The organism is Myxosarcina sp. GI1 (genome assembly GCF_000756305.1).
Lineage (GTDB): Bacteria > Cyanobacteriota > Cyanobacteriia > Cyanobacteriales > Xenococcaceae > Myxosarcina.
Genome location: NZ_JRFE01000028.1, coordinates 1 through 19,157, shown reverse-complemented (window position 1 = coordinate 19,157; position 19,157 = coordinate 1). Strand labels below are relative to the sequence as shown.

Genomic DNA, 19,157 nt, shown 5'->3' with positions numbered 1-19,157 from the left:
TAGGGCGAATCGCAATTCGCTATAGTTCTTCGATTTCCATCTGTCTTCTTTTGAGGGGAACTGATTTGGTATCTGCTTGGGGTAATTCCAATGGCTGTTTTTCTTTTTCTTTAACTTTATTAGGTAACAATACTGGTAGGGGTTCTACTTCATCTAACCAGTAGCTGGCAACAGGGAGAGTGTGTTCTAAATCTTCTAGCAGTCTGGGAATAATCATGATCGAGTGGAGTTCGCCAATCCGTTCTGCTTCGTGCATTCCCGCATCAACTGCGATCGCTACATTAGAGATCGAACCGCGAATAATTGCCGTACACAAACCATCGCCAATTTTTTCATAAGAAGCTAACTGTACATCTGCTGATTTCAACATCGCGTCTGCCGCTCCTACCATAGCAGGAAAACCTCTAGTTTCTACCAATCCGATCGCACGGTTACTAAGGCGACTATAACCCCTTCTGCTTTGAGTAAGTTCTAATAAATGACTGCCAATAGGAAATACGGCTTCTAGATTGGGCATTGGTCGGGCTAAAACCAGTTTAGATACCAAGCTGCCAAATTGTTCCGCTGTTCTAGCACCTTCTTCTACAGCTAATCGCACATCGGCAATATTACCTCTAACCACAGCAGTACAGTATCCACTACCAATCTTTTCATAACCAACCATGGTTACTTCAGCCGATTTGAGCATCATATCGGCAGTACCGACAATGGCTGGAAAACTTCTAGTAGATACTAATCCCAAGGCACTGTCTTGAAACGGATGTTCTTTTAACGAAGGTTCTGGTATGGACTGATTTGTAGTTGGGTTTTGCCTCCGATAATCTAGATTAGTCATTCAATACTTCCTAATATAAAAATGCCCCTCATACCTAGTTTAAGCTAGAACAATAGATTCATGCTTATACCAAACATAGAATTTGTCTATGAAAACCATAAATAATTTGGTTCATAGACTAAATTTCTGCCTTTATTTAAACAAAAGCCACCATAAGGGCAAGATGAGTGGAAAAGCAACCGTACTGAGCAAAATACTGCTGGCAGCTATTTGTCGATTGAGATCGTACTGTTCGGCTAAAATCACGTTAACAAATGCAGTAGGCATACCAGACATTAACACCAAAGCCAAACGACCATCTCCGCTTACACCCATTAAAGTCAGACTCAAGCCTGCTAGCAAAGGCAAAATAAAGATTTTAATAGCTGTAGACGACAAAACTTCGTGCCAACTGGCAATTTGCTGAATCGTGCTTAACTGCATTCCAATCAGCAAAAAAGCACCAGGAACGACGAATAAACTTGAGGTTTGGATTCCCGATTCAATCGGATTGGGCAGCCATAAATCTTTACTCAACCAACCTACAATAAAAGCCCACAAAGAGGGAATCAAAAAAATGTGTCCTAGCTGTTGCCGCCAATTAGGTTGTCGGTTGGAATGACTGTAATAATTAGCCAAAAGTACTCCCAGACCATAACTACCTAAGACATTGTGAGCTACACCATAAATAACAATCCAACTCCAGTAGGCTTGACTGACCAAAGCTGGAGCGACAGCCAAACCAATAAAACCAGTGTTGCCAAGCATAGAAGCTAAAACAAAGCTACCTTTACTAGTTCTACTATTATTAGCGATTGCAGGTCGCTCTGTAGAATTCTCAACAGGATCGGGAGAATAGGTAGAAGAAAGCGATCGCCGATCGATAACTGCCACAGGTAAAGGATTGTGAAGCTTAGATGAAGCTTTCATTGTCGGAACAGCTTCACCGTAGGGAACTGTTCTCTGAGAGTTTCCCGACCTATAGGTATTAGAACTTAGAGAGCGATAACCCCAAGGCACGCCAAATTTTATTGATGAATTCGATCTTTCGTAGTCGCAACCAGTCTCTGGTTCTACATAAATTTCCGTCTTTGGAACTGTTCCGTTGCCTGGATGAAAATTAGTCTCGCAACGAAATCCATAAATGTTTAAAGCAGGTAAGGAATCTGTGGCTGAAGTTTTTTGGCTTTTATAAAGGGGCGTGCGTACTCTATTTTGGCGATTGGCGAAGCCAGCGGAGGGGCTGTCACCTGAATTTACTTCAGGTGCTTGTAAGCCCCGTCGCCGAGCGCGATCGCCCGTATTGTAAGCTTTTCTAGAGAATAATTTGCTTGAGTTTCCGTACAGAACTTTTACCCGTGTCGGCACAAACTTCGTTAGCTGCTCAACTGGGTTCGACCACCGTGTTTTTTTGATATTAGTCAAGTGATGTGATGATTTCTGCCGCGATTGGCTATTGCCAAAAAAATTAAAAGCTTTCCAGCAAAATAAAGCCAGGCACATTCCTACCAGAAACATCACAATAGCTACTGTGGGTGGAAGTAAAGCTGTTTCTTGAAAATTGGAGCGACGAACTAAAGCTAAAATTTGCCAGGGAATTCCAATCCAATACAAGAGTTGTCCGAGTAATTTTGGGGTTTTAGCGGTAATAAATCTTCCCCGCGATAAAAAAATTCCCAGGCTTGTCCAGAAAATACTTTCAGCAACTATGAACATTTAAGATCGTTAAATTATTTGACTTGGCAGTTTGCAGAGAAAAAAACTCGCTCGATCGCTAACTTGCGATCGCTAAAATACCAATTGCTTAAATCCAAACTGTTTAAACCTCAACATTTATTTTTAGTCAAGCTACTTTATACTTTTCTTAACAGCTTATTTTAGTATTATTAAACCAAAAAACGCACCAGATTTCTACTAAATTTTGGGCAGAACGTACTGCAATTTATTTAAATTTTTAAATTCCAGGTTAGCTGATTGAAAAGTTTGCCAATTTTATTAAACCTCATAGTTTCTATTGCAATTGCATTTTAAAACATTAAAACTTAAGAAGTGTAATGTATAAGGTGAATCGCAATTTTTTATGTATTTTACTTGACAAAAATTGATAGCAGTTTTCAAAATTTTCAAGCAAAATATAGCGTTTCTTATAGTGGTGAGGTACGCGCTCTACGCTCAAGATAAATCACTCAAACCCTAGTGCCTAGTGTCTGGTAAGACCGAAGTGTACCTTATTCAACCGAGAATTGCTATATACGTGCGGCAACTTTTGGTTGCCTGAGCTACACTGCCTTCCAAACAGCTATTTTGAATAAGTTATATCTTTAATAGCCTTAGAGTTGTAGCTTGGTAGATTGAAAGTTGCAATCGCGAGGCGGATGCCCTGCCTGTAAAAGCCGTACTCATGTCGCTTGCAAAAAAAAAGCTACAATTAAGGAAAAAAGTAGATAGTAAGTTCGCGCTGCTGTAAAATAAATTTTGTTAGTGAAAACGCCGCAAAACACCCCGATTAATTTTGATTCTATAGATTCTGCCCTGGCCGATATTAAAGCAGGACGTTCGATAGTAGTAGTAGACGATGAAAATCGAGAAAATGAAGGCGACATTATCTGCGCCGCTCAGTTTGCTACGCCGCAGACTATCAATTTTATGGCAGTAGAAGCCAGAGGACTAATCTGTCTGGCAATGACTGGCGAACGTTTGGATAGCCTGGATCTGCCATTGATGGTGACCAAAAATACCGACAGCAATCAAACAGCTTTTACAGTTAGCATCGACGCTGCACCAAAACTTGGGGTAACTACGGGAATATCTGCTGAAGACCGCGCTCGGACGATTCAGGTAGCAATCAATCCTGTCAGCCGTCCCGAAGATTTGGTACGTCCGGGACATATTTTTCCTTTGAGAGCTAGAACGGGCGGGGTTTTAAAACGGGCGGGACATACAGAAGCAGCCGTAGACCTGGCGAGACTGGCAGGTTTGTATCCTGCGGGCGTAATTTGCGAAATTCAAAATCCTGATGGTTCGATGGCGCGGTTATCTCAGCTAGTCGAATATGCTCGTCAACATCAACTAAAGCTAATTAGCATTGCCGATTTGATTAGTTATCGCCTGCAAAACGATCGCTTTGTCTACCGAGAAACAGTTTGTAAATTTCCCAGTCAGTTTGGCGATTTTCAAATTTATGCCTATCGCAATACCCTCGATAACAGCGAGCATTTGGCAATTGTCAAAGGAGAACTGGCAGAACTTGCCGCCAAACCAGCTGTAGTTAGAATGCACTCCGAATGTCTCACGGGGGATGCTCTCGGATCGATGCGCTGTGACTGTCGAATGCAGCTTCAGTCGGCTTTAAAAATGATCGAGGCACATGGTTTGGGAGTAGTAGTTTATTTACGCCAGGAAGGTAGGGGAATTGGCTTGGTTAACAAGCTTAAAGCCTATACCTTACAAGATATTGGTTTGGATACGGTAGAAGCAAACGAACGCTTGGGATTTGCTCCAGATTTACGCGATTACGGTATGGGAGCGCAAATACTCAACGATTTGGGCATTAAGCAAATTCGTTTGATTACTAACAATCCTCGTAAAATTGCGGGTTTAAAAGGTTATGGTTTGGAAATTGTCGATCGCCTGCCGCTATTAATTGAAGCCAATGACTATAATTCTGAATATTTGGCAACCAAAGCCAAAAAGCTCGGTCACTTGCTGCTGCAAACTTATTTGATTACCATCGCTATATCTTGGAAACAAGAATTAAATTCTGTTGCCGCTCGCTATCAAAAACTGGATAAAATACGCTATCTAGCTCAAACTCACGATTTTCTACTGCAAGAAGAAGCTAGACCTATTGCCGTTGCTCTATTCAACCGTTCGTCGTTGATTTTTCATCTAGGTTTCGACCAGCCAAACTTAGCCACCTCAGATTGGTATCGAGATTGCCATCATCCTTATATGTCGGGGATAGCCAATTTACTAGATACTTTAGTAAGTTGGCACGAAGTAGAAAGTTTGGAGTTTTTGCTCGCTCCTGGTGACGATCCGATGACGGGGTTGCAAGTAAACCTCGATCGACAAACCTATCCCTTGACCACTAAGCCATCCGAACTCTGTGGAGATTTAGCCAGTCAGACTATTTATAGTTTTAGTCGCTAAAGTACAAATTCAAACTGACTTTTTAAATTTATTACTCAATTTGAGCAAATTACCGCCAAACAAATAGCGATCGCTGCGTTTGAGCAGTCCTTTCAAATCGGTTTCAAAATAGCTGGTTGTAGCTCTTTTGATTCCTCTAACTAAGTCATGGCGACCTCTAGCTTTTAGAGGTTCGATTAAATCTTGGTAGCAAGACAGTGTATATAGATCGCTAATATAGGCTGCTTTAACTAACAAGTCTTCAGATAAGTCAGAAGCAGAAAATGCCGTAGCGCGATCGAGTTTATCTAAGGCTATGAGCGTAGTCATAGTTCTGACACATTTTTCGCATTTACCGCAGTTTAATTGTCCCTGGCGATAGCTTTGGTTTTCGCTACAGACTCTCAGGTTTTGCAAACCCATATCCCAGTCGGCAATTAGCTTAGTCTTAGCCCATCTAGACAGAGTAAGATCTTCATGAGTAATCTGTAACTCGCTACTGCTATAGTTAGGATCGATTAAAGGATGAGAACCCCAGGGTGCTAGATGTTCTAAATTGTAGGTCGAGGCGATCGATACCGTACTAAATCGCGATGCCAAGGCATGAGCTACAGCCGCTAGTGCCGCACCTTGATACTCAAATTTCCAAAAATTAAAATCTCGGTCTAAATCTTGTAAGTGAGAATAAATATTAGTGGTAACGGGAATCAAATTTAGCCCTGCATCTACGGCGATTTTAGTAGTTGCCTCAATTACTTTTGTGTAAGACTGTTCTGGTTCGGTTTCGCCGCTCAACAGTCCGTAAATCAAAATCCCGTCTTTTACCGCTCGCGGATGTTCCTCGGCAAAAGCCAGACGGTTGGTTCTCAAAGCCGATAGAGAATCTACGCCACCCGAAAAAAATAAACCCGCTCGCTTGCTTTTCGGCTCTGTTAGCGATCGCTTGCGAACTATAGCCTCAATAGGTATGGGCTTACGTTTTTCTCCATACCAGTAGCTAAAGATTTCCATTACTGCGGTCAAACCCTTATATAATTCAGGAGAAATTTCTGCATCGATAGCAATTCGGCTTTCTCCGTAGCGCATGGCAGGAATTATCCCCGCAATTAGAAAAGCCTGGGGATTAGCGGTTAAATCTTCGGCAAAATCCTCTGTAGTTTCAAAAAAAATTTCCTGACTGGGGCGATCGCGCTTTTCCCAAACCAACGTAGCTATAGCTCTTTTATGACCGCTATCGATCGCAGTTCTAATATTTTCAATTCTCATGTTTGTAGCGAGTCAGCAAGTTACGAATTACTTCATATTTCAAAAGTATTGTAACAGATTGCCAGCTACATTGTTACTACTTTAATAATGAGCAATTATTATTTAGCATTCAACATTTAACAATGTTCGCTGCTCACTGTTTATTGCTCGCTGTTCATTGTTCATTGAAAAATTGTTATAAGACTTGCGCTCTCAACCAGGCGACAGGTAAAGCCAATGACTTTTTATAGTTGGGTACGAAAGCCCTACGGCTAAACACATCATAGTTATTAGCTTCGATCGCGTCTAAAATTCCTTGATAGAGCATTAGAGCCGACCACACCGCCAAACGAGAATCCAGATAGCGAATTCCTATCTCTGCCTGCTGATAGTAGTTTCTCGCTCGTTCGATCTGATAGCGCATAATTGCTCGCCAGCGATCGTCGATAACTCCTGCTAAAAGTTCCTCTTCGGTGTAGTTAAAAGCAGCTAAATCTTCTAGAGGCAAGTAAATGCGATCGCGCCTGGCATCTTCACCCACATCCCGTAAGATATTGGTTAGCTGCATGGCAATGCCCAAACTTACCGCTTCATCTGTAGGAATGTATGTCGTGCCTTTTTCCCAGGGAACAGAATTAGAGCGATTTTTGATGCCCAACACTGCGTTTGACATCAAACCTACCGTACCTGCTACCCGATAGCAATAGAGCTTTAGCTCTTCAAAAGTTTGATAGCGATTGCGGTTTAAATCCATTTGTTGTCCTGCAATCATGTCTCGAAACGGCTGAATATCAAGGGGGAAACGGTTGATGGTGTCTACTAAGGCAACATCTGTATCATCAATGGGCTGTCCTGCAAAAACTGATTCTAGCTGCCGTTCCCATTCTGCCAGAGTTTCTTGAGTTGTATATTGTGCTTTGGCACCGTCTACCAGTTCGTCGGTCATACGGCACCAAGCATAAATTGCCCAAATAGCCCTACTTTTTTCTTTGGGCATCAACAAAGTGCCGAGATAAAAAGTTTTGGCATATTCTGCCGTAACCTGACGGCAGTATTCATAAGACTCGGCGGTCGAGACGAGATTTTTTTTCGGTTGTGATTTTGGTAGTTGCAACATTCACAAGCAAACAGAAACACTGTCTTTTTTTTGGAGGGCAAAGAGTAAGATTATATTTTTAGTCGCTTCGCTCGTTTAGAATTGTCTCATTCTATCAACCGTTTTATGCCGATCGTCTTAAGTTAGATTTCTACAGCAGTTTTTTTCGGTTCGTTTTCGTTAACTATGGCGACTGGATAATCATTGGCGATCGCCTTAGCAGCTAGTTTACCAGACAGCACCGCACCTTCCATACTTCCCAAATATTCTTGCATAGTATAGCTACCTGCGAGATAAAAGTTATCAATAGGAGTTTTCTGTGTGGGACGATATGCCTGTCTGCCAGGAATGGCTCGATACACCGAACGTGGAGTTTTGACCACCTTGGATTTTAAAAGTTGGGCGCGATTGTCGCCTGTAAAATCATCGGGAAACAGCTTTTTAAGTTCTTCCATCGTTGCCGTAATAATTTCTTCATCGGATTTGGCGATCCAGTCTTTGGCTGGTGCTAACACCAACTCCAGCATCGATTTATTGGGGTCGGCATAACCCTTACAGGTATTGCTCATGTCGGCGTAGACGCTGAGTAAAGACGAACGAGAAAACAATAGCTGATCGATATCGGTAAGCTTGCGGTCGAACCAAAGATGAAGATTGATTACTTCTACACCTTCAATATTGTGAAGTTTTTGAAAGAATTTTATATTTTGCCAAGCTGGAGGCAGCATCTTTTTGAGGGGATCGACAGACATTGCCGAAACGTAAATATCGGCTTTTATAGTTTCTTCTGCCTCACCATCACTTCTTAGTTCAAAACCCGTTACTTTACCCTCATCATCGGTCATAATCTGTTTGAGCGGTGCGTTTAGCCGCACTTCGCCGCCGCGTTCGGTAATATAGTCTACCATTGGCTGACACAATCTTTCGGTAGGGGAACCGTCTAAGAAAGCCACCTTAGAACCATAACGCTCTTTCAAAAAACGATTGAGTGCAGTCAGGGGAATAGTTGCCGAAACATCATCGGGGTCAATAAAAGTAAGAGCTTTAGAAGCGGCGATAAAAATATCGCTATTGACGCGATCGCTTACTCCTTGTTTCTTCAGCCATTCTAATAGGCTGTATTTGTCCATATTTTCAACGTATTTTTGACCTCTGACAATTGCTGGCAACAAGCCAATGGCAAAACGAATTTTTTGCTCCCAGGTCAGCATATCGTTATTACGCAAAATAGACACTATGACGTTAAAAGGTGCGGGAATGTCGGGAACGTCAAAGCGCGAATAAGTCCCTGGTTTTTCTGGCTGATTGAAGATTAGAGTATGTTCTTTCCACTGCAAGCGATCTTCAATTCCCAGTTCTTTGAAAAGTTGCAGCATATTGGGATATGCCCCAAAAAATACGTGCAGTCCTGTTTCATACCAATCTCCATCTTCATCTTGCCAGGCAGCTACCAAGCCTCCAAGCACATTTCGTCGTTCTAAGACAATTGGTTGATGTCCTGCATCTACTAAATATTTGGCACAAGCCAATCCAGCTAATCCTGCTCCAGCGATCGCAACACGCATCTAAAAATTTTAACTTTAATAAGGTTTTTAATTACTCAAATTATTATAGTTTGCACTTCGTTACATTTGCTCGAATTTTTGTGGATCGAGCCAAAGATCTAAAAATATTTCGGATTGACAAACTAATTCCATGCGATTTTTGCATTAATTTGTCGATCGATTGACAATAACATTGCTAAAAAGTACTTTTTGTTACAGTTACTTAAAACAGTAGTCATTGTTACAAAAACTTTTATAGACTGAAAATTGATTCAGTAATTTTTCGGAGGGTAAAAACCATGAGAACTAATCCAACTCATCATCGCGTTGAAGTTAGCGAACATCACGACAATCCAATTTATACCGTACTTTTAGTTGTTTGTAGCTCTTTTGTTATTGGAGCGATTCCAGTGATTTATGGTTTGAGTCTCGATACCGCTAGCCCAAATCATAACGCTACTACTACTCAGCTTTCTCCTTGGAGCGTTTTGGGAGAGAGAGATTAGCGAGTAGTTAGTAGAGAAGCAGGAGAAGTTTCTTGAGTAGCGAGTAGCGAGTAAAAAGTTTTTATTCTTGTCTTGTCTGTTTCTTAGAGCTTGAAATTTTCTGTCCTCTGCCCTCTATCTCCTCACTCATACCAAATCGTTTTAACTTGTTCAATTATCGATTTAGTTTGGGAAATTGTTTCTCTATCTAATAAGACTGTAACGTGACCTAGTTTTCTGCCAGGATAAGAGGTTTTGCCATACCAGTGTACGTAAGCATTGGGAATAGCATTAAGGCGATCGCGCTGCTGTTGATAATCTGACTGTGAATTTTCGTAGCCGAGTAGATTAATCATTACCGCACCAGCAGATTTCAACTGCGGCGAACCAAGAGGTAAATTAGCGATCGCCTGTAGCTGCATGGCAAATTGAGAAGTATGACAGGCATCTAGGGTGTAGTGTCCCGAATTGTGTGTACGGGGGGCAATTTCGTTTACCAGGACTTTTTCTTCTGGTGTCAAAAATAATTCGATACCGAATAATCCCACTACCTGCAGCCGTTCTAATATCTTGCTGGCGATCGCCTGACATTTTTCCGCCACCGTTTCCGAAATATCGGCAGGAGCAATTACCCAGTGACAGACTTGCTCTTGTTGATAGGTTTCTACTACGGGATAGGTGACAATTTCTCCCGATGCGCTACGGGCAGCAATTACCGCTAATTCTTTAGTAAAGGGAACGAACTCTTCAAGCATTATTGGTGCAGAATTAGATTCTAATATTTTTTCTAATGAAGGGCGATCGCGCACAATGAAAGTTCCTTGTCCGTCATAACCATGACGACGCGCTTTCAGAACCAGGGGAAAATCGCCAAAAGAATCAATATCTGCTGCTGTCTCAATCGCGGCAAAGCGAGGTACATCTATGCCAATTTGTCGAAGATAGCTACGCTGTTCGTACTTATCTAATAGAGGTGACAGGGTAGCGAGGTTGGGACTAAAACAAACTCCCCGCTGTTCTAGAGTTTTTAGGGCATCAAGATCGATAAATTCATTTTCAAAAGTGATAATATCGCAGCGTTTTGCTAATTCTGCTGTTGCAGCTACATCTTTAATATCTGCTAACACTACTCCTGTGGCTCTACTTACAGCAGGATCGGCTTGTCGTGGAGTTTGAACGATTAGTTCCAGATTTAGTTTTCTAGCGGCTTKTGCCATCATCCAAGCCAGTTGTCCGCCGCCAATTACTCCAATTCGTTTGCCTTTCACGATCGCTCAATCCCATCAAAATTTAACAAGAACGCTAAGAAGACTAAAGGTTAAAAGCTTTTGAAATATTTCTTAATAAAACTCAAAAATCGTTTAAAATCCACTCAGAAGTGCGCTCTCCCAAGTCTACAGGAATACTAACAGCTTTTCCCAATCGGGGACGTTCGCGAGTTTTTTTGATAAAGTCCTGAATTTGTTCGACACTACCCCAGGCATTTAAATAGTCGGCGATCGCATTCAGATGTTCGCAGTATTCTTGTTCTGACAGGGGAAAAGAAGCCTGTTCTAAATATTTCCACATTACCTGAACGAAAATCTTGCCCTTAACCTTTCTCAGCCGAACATCGTAGGAACGCCCCCACTTTTCTAATATTATTTCTCGTAAGCGATCGCCTGTTATCATGGTTTTGTCTTCTCGGAGTTAAATTTTAGCTTTGATTGCCAACGGGTACTCAATCTCTGTAATAATTTAATACATTGGTTTGTATTGGGTTGAGAGAAAAATTTTCCAACCGTACGCCGAATTGTTAATTTAAAGACAAGATTCAGATAATGTCTCTGTCGCTAGCTAAAAAAAGCCAGCGATAAGACTTAAAAAAATGAACTAATTTTGCACTTGTCCCTCTCTAATTTAGAAAACTTTACATTTTATCGTTATGGCTCAAGTTTCTGGTTCTTCAGATGTCCCCGATATGGGGCGCAGACAATTTGTAAATTTGCTTACTTTTGGCTCGATTACAGGTGTAGCCTTGGGAGCATTGTATCCTGTCGTCAAATACTTTATTCCCCCTTCTAGCGGTGGTGAAGGTCAAGGGGTGACTGCCAAAGACGCATTAGGAAATGATATTATCGCCAGCGAATATCTAACCGAGCACCAAGCAGGCGATCGCAGCTTGTCACAAGGTCTAAAAGGCGATCCTACCTACATCGTAGTTAAAGGAGACGATACTATTGGCGACTATGGTATTAATGCTGTCTGTACTCACCTTGGTTGTGTGGTTCCCTGGAACGGCAACGAAAATAAATTTATTTGTCCCTGTCATGGTTCGCAGTATAACGATGCTGGCAAAGTCGTTCGAGGTCCTGCACCTCAATCTTTGGCTTTGGTTCACGCTACTGTAACCGAAGATGACAAAATTCGCTTTACCGAGTGGACGGAAACCGATTTTCGTACCGATAAAGATCCTTGGTGGACGTAATTAGTAAAACTCGATTATCGTAACCAACACATCATTAATAGAATTTATAATTTTTGAGATTGTCAAACAACAAAATGACCATTAAGAGACTATTGGCAGGGTTACAAACTGCCAAACGAGTAATAACTAGAACAGTATTTGTAGCGATCGCTACTGTGGCGATTTTCTTTGCCAGTGATGTAGCTATTTCTCAGACGGCTGCGGCATATCCTTTTTGGGCGCAACAAACCGCACCCGAAACACCAAGAGAAGCAACGGGAAGAATTGTCTGTGCTAACTGTCACCTAGCCGAAAAAGCTGCCGAAGTAGAAATACCTCAGTCGGTATTGCCCGATACAGTATTTGAAGCTGTAGTAAAAATTCCTTACGACTTAGATAGCCAACAGGTACTTGGAGATGGCTCCAAAGGCGGTTTGAACGTTGGTGCGGTACTGATGCTGCCCGAAGGCTTTAAAATTGCTCCCGACGACCGCATTCCCGAAGAAATGAAGGAAAAAGTCGGCAGTATGTATTTTCAGGAATACAAAGAAGGAGACGACAACGTAGTTTTAGTAGGTCCCTTACCAGGAGAACAATATCAAGAAATTACTTTTCCAGTTCTCTCCCCCAACCCCAAAACGGACAAAAATATCAACTTTGGTAAGTATGCGGTTCACTTAGGGGCAAATCGCGGACGGGGACAGGTTTATCCTACAGGAGAGTTGAGCAACAACAACATGTTCAAAGCTTCTACTGATGGTACGATTACCTCGATTGCTTCTCAAGAAGGTGGCGGTTATGAACTGACTATTTATACCTATGATAATGGAGAGTCTGTAGTCGAAAATATTCCCGCAGGACCAGAATTAATCGTCAGTGAAGGACAGAAAATTGCCGCAGGTGACGCTTTAACTAGTAATCCTAATGTAGGTGGTTTCGGTCAAAAAGATACCGAAGTAGTCTTGCAAAGTCCCGCTCGAATTGCTGGCTTGTTAGTTTTTGTTGGTGGCGTAATGATCGCACAACTATTGCTGGTAATTAAGAAAAAACAAATTGAAACAGTTCAAGCTGCGGAAATGAACTTCTAATTTGTTTTCCATTTTTAATAAAACTAAAAGGACAGATTAAACACCTGTCCTTTATTATTTTTCGTGTAACGAAATAATTTCAGACAATTTCCAGCCATTTCTCTACTTCGGAAAATCCCAAACCCTGACGCACGACTGTGGGGATTTCATTAGTAAAATCGATAATTGTAGAAACTTCAAATGTTTGTTCCAAATTACTATCGATAATAATATCTACTTGTTTTTCCAAGGCATCAAACAACAAAGCTTTTTCTACTCCCATAGTGGGAAAATCACCTTCTTCATCGGGTAAGTGAGCCGAAGTAGAAATAATTGGATTACCCAAACTTTTTAGTAATTCCTGACATATTATAGAATCGGGAACGCGAATCCCCGTAGTCTTACGTTTGGGACTCATGACTAATTTAGGTACTTGTTTGGTAGCGGGTAAGAGAAAAGTGTACGAGCCTGGAATTAAATGTTTCATAATTCGATAGGCGCGATCGCTAACTTTGGCATATTCGGCAATGTTAGATAACGACGAACACAAAAAAGTTAGGGGTTTATCATTAGAAAGCTGTTTGATCTGTCTGACCCTTTCTACAGCAGATTTGTCATTTAAATCGCAACCAATTGCATAAACCGTATCGGTAGGATATAGCATTACCGCACCTTGTTTTAACTCGGCGGTTATTTGTTCGATAGAACGCTGTTGGGGATTTTGAGGATGTAATTCGTATAGAGTAGCCATAAAAAACAATAAACACTAAATATCGCTCGCTCGTTAAGATAGATCCGAGATTCGATAAAAATACTGTCTCGTATTTTATGAGTAAAGTTGGTTATTTGGAATGTCCTACGGGAATAGCTGGCGATATGTGCTTGGGAGCATTAGTCGATTTAGGCGTACCCTGGGAATATTTGTGCGATCGCCTTGCAAGTCTGGGAATCGAACGAGAATATCAGTTGAAACAAGAAAAAGTTAACCGTAACGGTCAGTTAGCAACCAAAGTTTGGGTCGATCTGCTAGAACCTCATCACCACCAACACGGCAGACATTTACCGCAAATCGAACAAATTATTACTTCAGCTACCATCAGCGATCGCGCTAAAGATTGGAGTTTGCAAGTTTTTCGTAACTTAGCAATTGCCGAAGCAGCAGTACACGGCATTCCACCAGAAAAAGTCCATTTCCATGAAGTAGGCGCGACCGATGCCATTATCGATATTGTCGGTACCTGCTTGGGACTAGATTGGTTGGGTATAGATAAGCTTTATTGCTCGCCCATGCCTACTGGTGGTGGTATAGTTAAAGCCGCACATGGTAAATTGCCAGTTCCCGTACCTGCGGTAGTCAAACTCTGGGAGACACGAGAAGTACCAGTATATAGTAATGGTATCGAAAAAGAACTGGTTACGCCAACGGGAGCAGCGATCGCCACTACCCTGGCAACTAGCTTTGGTTCGCCTCCCACTATGAGGCTCGAAAAAATTGGCTTGGGTGCGGGTTTGAGAGATTTAGCCATACCCAATATTTTGCGGTTGTGGTTGGGAACGACAAGCAGTAATGATACTTCAGCAATGCCAGTAGATCGACTTCCTAAAGAAACCATAACTGTATTGGAAACTCAAATTGACGATCTCAGTCCGCAAGCTATTGCTTATACCTCAGAAAAATTATTACAAACTGGTGCTTTAGATGTTTTCACTCAGGCGATCGCTATGAAAAAATCGCGAGTTGGTATCTTACTCACCGTTATCTGTCATCCAGAGTTAGTAGCTACCTGCAAAACCGTTATCTTCCGCGAAACCACTACTTTGGGCATTAGAGAAACAACTCAAACCAGAAGTATTTTAAATCGAGAAATAGAGACGGTAGAAACTAAATATGGTGCGGTAAAAATCAAAGTTGCCAGTTGGGGAGAAGGTAACGCAAAAGAGATTGTTAACATTCATCCAGAATACGAAGACTGTGCTGCTTTAGCCAAGAAAAACGCTATTTCCTGGCAAGAAATACATCAACAGGCGATTGCACTCTGGCAAAATAATCGATATCGTTCCTGAATGTTCCTTAGAATATAGAATATGCGATCCGGCAATATTCAATCTTATTAATGCTGGAAACGGGTGTTTTATTCATCTGAGAGGTTGTCTGAGAAATCTAATGAGCTACTTTCAAAACACGGATTAAGCTCGTTTGCCTTTTAGTTGTGGAGATTCATATACCGAATCACTACTCAATTGAAAATTCATTATTAAACCATGCCTGCCCAGGCTATCTAGCAAAGCGAAGCTCTTCTGCTTTTTGATGTACCTTAGACAATCGACAACCGCTGTATTTTAACCATTAAGATTGTTTTATAATTTAATAGCCGTTTTTTTCGGTCAATAATTCTCTAACTGCTCTTTTAATAAACGCTTCATCTTCAGAGTTTTGATAGGGATTACCCGCTCGATGACCCCAAATAGAAGGAATGGGGCGATACTCTGCATTAGAAATTAATTCTGCTTCTGCCTGACAATCTTCGGGAGTAAAATACAAATCTGTCGTTGCTGGCATGACTAGAGTTTTAGCAGTAATTGAGTTTAGTGCCTGATAATAATCTCCTTGATAATTAGAATTATTACTGACATCACACTGCAACCACGTATCTATCATCGATAACAAATCATGAGGATCGCGGCGGCGGTAGTTAGCCTCCCAACCCCGCAGTAAATAATCTTCTAGAGACTCGTAACCAAACTGATAATAAATTCTTTCTCGATAATATGCCTGAGATGCTGCCCAACTAGCATAAATTCGGGCAAAAGCACGATAACCGCGATCGGGAATACTGTCAAACCTAGTGCCATTCCAAGCAGGATCGGCGGTTAGAGAAGTTCGCAAACTTTCTAAAAAAACTTTATTATGAACGGTAGTACGTGCAGTACCGCAAAGAGCCGCGATCCGCTCGACGCGATTGGGATACAGCGCACCCCAATGATATGCCTGCTGCGCTCCCATCGACCAACCGTAAACTAAAGTCAGTCTTTCTACTTTAAATACTTCTCTAAGTAATTGTTCCTGAGCGCGAACATTATCTACATGGGTAAACCAAAACCCCGACTCTGCCAAACCACAGTCTTCACAATTGCTAGGGGAGCTAGACAAGCCGTTACCAAACATATTGGGGATGATTATAAAATACTGGCTGGGATCGAGAATGCTGTTAGAACGAATTAACCAGTCAATATCGCTATGCTGCGCTCCGTAGGAGGTAGGATAGAGAATGGCGTTAGTGCAATCGCGATCGAGTTCTCCATAGGTTTTATAAACAATGGTTGCTTCGGGTAATACCGCCCCGCACTGTAGAGAAAAATCTTTGATAATAAACTGATTGGCTTTGTTACTCATGTTGTTGAAACTATTAATTGAGAACAATAACCATTATTTCAACTAAAAACAAGTTGTCGATCGATTACTTTAGTGCGATCGCTATTTGGTTCAGAATTGGTTCAGTACCAAGAAAACCAGATATGAATCAGAGATGTAGCTCAGTGGTTAGATTGTCACCGAAGCTAGGTATGTGAGGGGTTCTACCCCGAAAGCGGGTGACGCGATTCGAACGCGCGACATTCACCTTGGCAAGGTGACGCTCTACCACTGAGCTACACCCGCAATTTATCAAATTCCTTTTGGAACTGATGAAACACACAGCTTAAGGGGTTTAACAGGCTGTGCTATGTTCTTGCCAATGACTATTATGACATAAAAACAGAGTTTCGATCGAGAAAAAACTAAAATTACTAAAAACTCCTTTTACATAAGCGTTTAATCCTAGCTTCGTCCAACGCGCATAAATTCTCCACTCCTCCGTTATCTAAAAAAATTAAGGATGTCGATCGATTCAACATCCCTAACCGATGGTTTAGCTATAAAAGCAATCGTAGAATTACGCTTAACCTTTTTATCCGCTACAAGCTGCTTTTAGCAATCATAATAAAGCTCGAATTCATAGGGATGGGGACGCAAGCGCAAAGGATTGACCTCTGCATCTAGCTTAAACTGAATCCAGTTTTGAATAAAATCTTCAGTGAATACTCCCGAATCAGTTAAGAAAGCGTGGTCTTTTTCTAATGCTTCTAAAGCACCTTCTAAAGAACCAGGAGTAGAAGGAATTTTACTCAGTTCTTCGGGTGATAGTTCGTAAATGTCTACATCTAAAGGATCGCCTGGGTCGATTTGGTTTTTCACCCCATCGATACCCGCCAGCAACATTGCTGAGAAGCCTAAATAAGGATTAGAAGAAGCATCGGGACAGCGGAATTCAAATCGCTTGGCTTTGGGATTGCCGCCAGTTAGCGGAATACGTACTGAAGCAGAACGGTTTCCTTGAGAGAAAGCCAAGTTTACAGGTGCTTCAAAACCAGGAACCAGACGCTTGTAAGAATTAATCGAAGGATTGGTAAATGCCAAAAGTGCGGGTGCGTGTTTGAGTATGCCACCAATAAAATGCAATGCTGTCTGGCTTAAATCGGCATAGCCATCACCAAAAAATAGAGGTTCGCCATTTTTCCAGATCGACATGTGCGTGTGCATCCCCGTACCGTTGTCATTAAACATCGGTTTGGGCATAAAAGTAGCAGTTTTACCGTATTTTTTAGCCACGTTTTTGACTACGTACTTATAGGTCAAAACGTAATCTGCTGCATGAACCAGGTCGGCAAACTTAATTCCTAGTTCGCACTGTCCTCCAGAAGCTACCTCGTGGTGATGTTTTTCAATGGGTACGCCACATTTTCCCATAGTTAGTAACATTTCGCTGCGGATGTCTTGAAGAGTATCACAAGGAGCAACGGGAAAATAACCGCGTTTGTGACCGAGTTTATAGCCTAAATTGCCGTTTTCTTCTTTGCTGCCAGAATTCCAGATACCTTCTACAGAATCGATGTGATAGTAGCCTTCATTTTCTGATTGATCGTAGCGCACGTCATCAAAAACAAAAAACTCTGGTTCGGGACCGCAATAAACCATATCCCCAATACCAGTGCCGCGCATATATTCAACCGCTTTTTGAGCGATAGAGCGCGGATCGCGATCGTACCATTCTCCCGTACGGGGTTCTTTAATCGAACAAATCATGCTGAGAGTCGGGATTTCCATAAACGGATCGATCCAGGCAGTGGCAGGTTCGGGAACCATTGCCATGTCCGAAGCGTTGATTGCTTTCCAACCGCGAATACTAGAACCGTCAAAAGCAACTCCCTCGGTAAATGCCTCTTCATCGATGAGGCTGCGATGAAAAGTACAGTGCTGCCAAATACCAAATAAATCGATAAATTTTAAATCGATTAGTTCGATATCGTTGTCTTCAATCATTTTCAAGACTTCTTGTGCAGTCTCAGCCATAAACTAGCTCCTTACTAATTAATTTTTTTAAACTCGAACTATGCTAAAAAACAGTAGCATCAAAGTTTTGTTAAGTCTGTAACAGAATTACCACCTTTTAACTGACTGTAAATCTGTAGATTTTAAAAAAATGTAACCAAATTAACAAAACTCCTGATATTTAGCTGGTTAGAGATAGTTTGAAATAGTTTTTTTGAGCGCAATTTCAGCATCGCACTTTTAATATTTGTAATTGAAATTAGAGTCTCTGATACGTGTTGTGGGATTATATGATAGATACAAATTTATGATGGGCTAATATTTAATTATTATTTGTCCGCTAACTTTAAAAAAATTGCTGTTGGGAGAAATCAAATCAGATGCGGGATGCAGTCACCAGCTTAATTAAAAATTATGACGTTGCGGGTCGTTATCTCGATCGCAATGCTATTGACAGTTTAAAAGACTACTTTGAATCGGGAAAAGATAGAGTAACAGTTGCTACCATGATTAGCGGTAATGCCGCTGAAATCGTCAGAGATTCTGGTACCAAGCTGTTTGAAGAAGTTCCCGAATTACTTCGTCCTGGCGGTAATGCCTATACAACTCGTCGCTATTCTGCTTGTTTGCGGGATATGGACTATTACCTACGCTACGCAAGTTATGCTCTAGTTGCAGGTAATATGGACGTTTTGGACGAACGAGTGTTGCAGGGTTTGCGCGAAACCTATAATTCTTTGGGCGTACCGATCGGTCCTACCGTTTCGGGTATCCAAATTATGAAGGAAATGATTAAAGGAATGGCATCGGAAGCAGGAGTAGATAACACCTCTTTCTTAGATGAACCTTTTGATTATATGACTCGCGAACTCGGCGAAGTTTCAGTTTAGATTAGGCACTAGTATCGCTACGCGGAAGTTAAAAGGAGCGGCGATCCACAGAGGCTAACGCCTCAAAGTCT

General features: G+C 41.6%; 16 protein-coding genes and 1 tRNA gene. 6 read left to right on the top strand and 11 right to left on the bottom strand.

The features are described 5' to 3' along the window. Positions 1–19: 19 nt before the first annotated feature. Positions 20–787 (bottom strand): carbon dioxide-concentrating mechanism protein, encoded by a 768-nt coding sequence (locus KV40_RS37390; RefSeq protein WP_371260814.1) that lies wholly within the window; start codon positions 785–787, stop codon positions 20–22. Between the two features lie 180 nt (positions 788–967). Then, complete coding sequence (locus KV40_RS32410) at positions 968–2,530, bottom strand: AEC family transporter (RefSeq protein ID WP_052055829.1); 1,563 nt, start codon at positions 2,528–2,530, stop codon at positions 968–970. 765 nt (positions 2,531–3,295) lie between these two features. Here KV40_RS32410 and ribBA point away from each other — a divergent pair. Further along, positions 3,296–4,966: a bifunctional 3,4-dihydroxy-2-butanone-4-phosphate synthase/GTP cyclohydrolase II gene (gene ribBA, locus KV40_RS22105; RefSeq protein ID WP_036486094.1), complete on the top strand. Its 1,671-nt coding sequence runs from the start codon at positions 3,296–3,298 to the stop codon at positions 4,964–4,966. 9 nt (positions 4,967–4,975) lie between these two features. Here ribBA and KV40_RS22100 read toward each other — a convergent pair whose 3' ends face one another. The 3 genes from KV40_RS22100 to pds form a co-directional block, all read right to left on the bottom strand. Next, positions 4,976–6,211 (bottom strand): hypothetical protein, encoded by a 1,236-nt coding sequence (locus KV40_RS22100; protein WP_036486093.1) that lies wholly within the window; start codon positions 6,209–6,211, stop codon positions 4,976–4,978. A gap of 175 nt (positions 6,212–6,386) precedes the next feature. After that, a complete protein-coding gene (crtB, locus tag KV40_RS22095; RefSeq protein WP_036486092.1) occupies positions 6,387–7,307 on the bottom strand; it encodes a 15-cis-phytoene synthase CrtB in 921 nt (306 codons plus the stop codon). Positions 7,308–7,429: 122 nt separating this feature from the next. Then, on the bottom strand, positions 7,430–8,851 hold the full coding sequence (gene pds, locus KV40_RS22090) for a 15-cis-phytoene desaturase (RefSeq protein ID WP_036486091.1): 1,422 nt from the start codon (positions 8,849–8,851) through the stop codon (positions 7,430–7,432). A gap of 278 nt (positions 8,852–9,129) precedes the next feature. Here pds and KV40_RS22085 point away from each other — a divergent pair, with 278 nt between their 5' ends. Next, entirely contained in the window at positions 9,130–9,336 is a 207-nt protein-coding gene (locus tag KV40_RS22085) for a hypothetical protein (protein ID WP_036486089.1), read from the top strand. A gap of 122 nt (positions 9,337–9,458) precedes the next feature. Here the strand turns inward: KV40_RS22085 and KV40_RS22080 are convergent, their stop codons facing one another. Continuing rightward, entirely contained in the window at positions 9,459–10,583 is a 1,125-nt protein-coding gene (locus KV40_RS22080) for a 5-(carboxyamino)imidazole ribonucleotide synthase (protein ID WP_036486087.1), read from the bottom strand. Between the two features lie 82 nt (positions 10,584–10,665). Continuing rightward, on the bottom strand, positions 10,666–10,986 hold the full coding sequence (locus tag KV40_RS22075) for a DUF3067 family protein (protein WP_253274349.1): 321 nt from the start codon (positions 10,984–10,986) through the stop codon (positions 10,666–10,668). Positions 10,987–11,239: 253 nt separating this feature from the next. Here KV40_RS22075 and petC point away from each other — a divergent pair, with 253 nt between their 5' ends. Both petC and petA read left to right on the top strand, forming a co-directional pair. Continuing rightward, on the top strand, positions 11,240–11,782 hold the full coding sequence (petC, locus tag KV40_RS22070; protein ID WP_036486085.1) for a cytochrome b6-f complex iron-sulfur subunit: 543 nt from the start codon (positions 11,240–11,242) through the stop codon (positions 11,780–11,782). Between the two features lie 74 nt (positions 11,783–11,856). Next, positions 11,857–12,849, top strand: coding sequence for a cytochrome f (petA, locus tag KV40_RS22065; protein ID WP_036486083.1), 993 nt, complete (start codon positions 11,857–11,859; stop codon positions 12,847–12,849). A 79-nt stretch (positions 12,850–12,928) separates the two neighbouring features. Here the strand turns inward: petA and KV40_RS22060 are convergent, their stop codons facing one another. Further along, complete coding sequence (locus tag KV40_RS22060; protein ID WP_036486082.1) at positions 12,929–13,579, bottom strand: L-threonylcarbamoyladenylate synthase; 651 nt, start codon at positions 13,577–13,579, stop codon at positions 12,929–12,931. A 77-nt stretch (positions 13,580–13,656) separates the two neighbouring features. Here KV40_RS22060 and larC point away from each other — a divergent pair, with 77 nt between their 5' ends. Further along, positions 13,657–14,892 carry a nickel pincer cofactor biosynthesis protein LarC gene (gene larC / locus KV40_RS22055; RefSeq protein WP_036486081.1) on the top strand — a complete coding sequence of 412 codons (1,236 nt, stop codon included), beginning with the start codon at positions 13,657–13,659 and terminating at the stop codon, positions 14,890–14,892. 301 nt (positions 14,893–15,193) lie between these two features. Here larC and KV40_RS22050 read toward each other — a convergent pair whose 3' ends face one another. The 3 genes from KV40_RS22050 to glnA form a co-directional block, all read right to left on the bottom strand. Further along, the gene (locus KV40_RS22050) at positions 15,194–16,222 is read right to left on the bottom strand and encodes an alpha/beta fold hydrolase (RefSeq protein WP_036486080.1); all 1,029 of its coding nucleotides are present in this window, start codon (positions 16,220–16,222) and stop codon (positions 15,194–15,196) included. A 192-nt stretch (positions 16,223–16,414) separates the two neighbouring features. After that, positions 16,415–16,486 (bottom strand) — tRNA-Gly (locus tag KV40_RS22045). A 309-nt stretch (positions 16,487–16,795) separates the two neighbouring features. After that, a complete protein-coding gene (gene glnA / locus KV40_RS22040) occupies positions 16,796–18,217 on the bottom strand; it encodes a type I glutamate--ammonia ligase (RefSeq protein ID WP_036486079.1) in 1,422 nt (473 codons plus the stop codon). Positions 18,218–18,576: 359 nt separating this feature from the next. Between glnA and apcB the strand changes: the two genes are divergently transcribed. Next, positions 18,577–19,086 (top strand): allophycocyanin subunit beta, encoded by a 510-nt coding sequence (gene apcB / locus KV40_RS22035; protein ID WP_036486078.1) that lies wholly within the window; start codon positions 18,577–18,579, stop codon positions 19,084–19,086. Positions 19,087–19,157 lie beyond the last annotated feature (71 nt).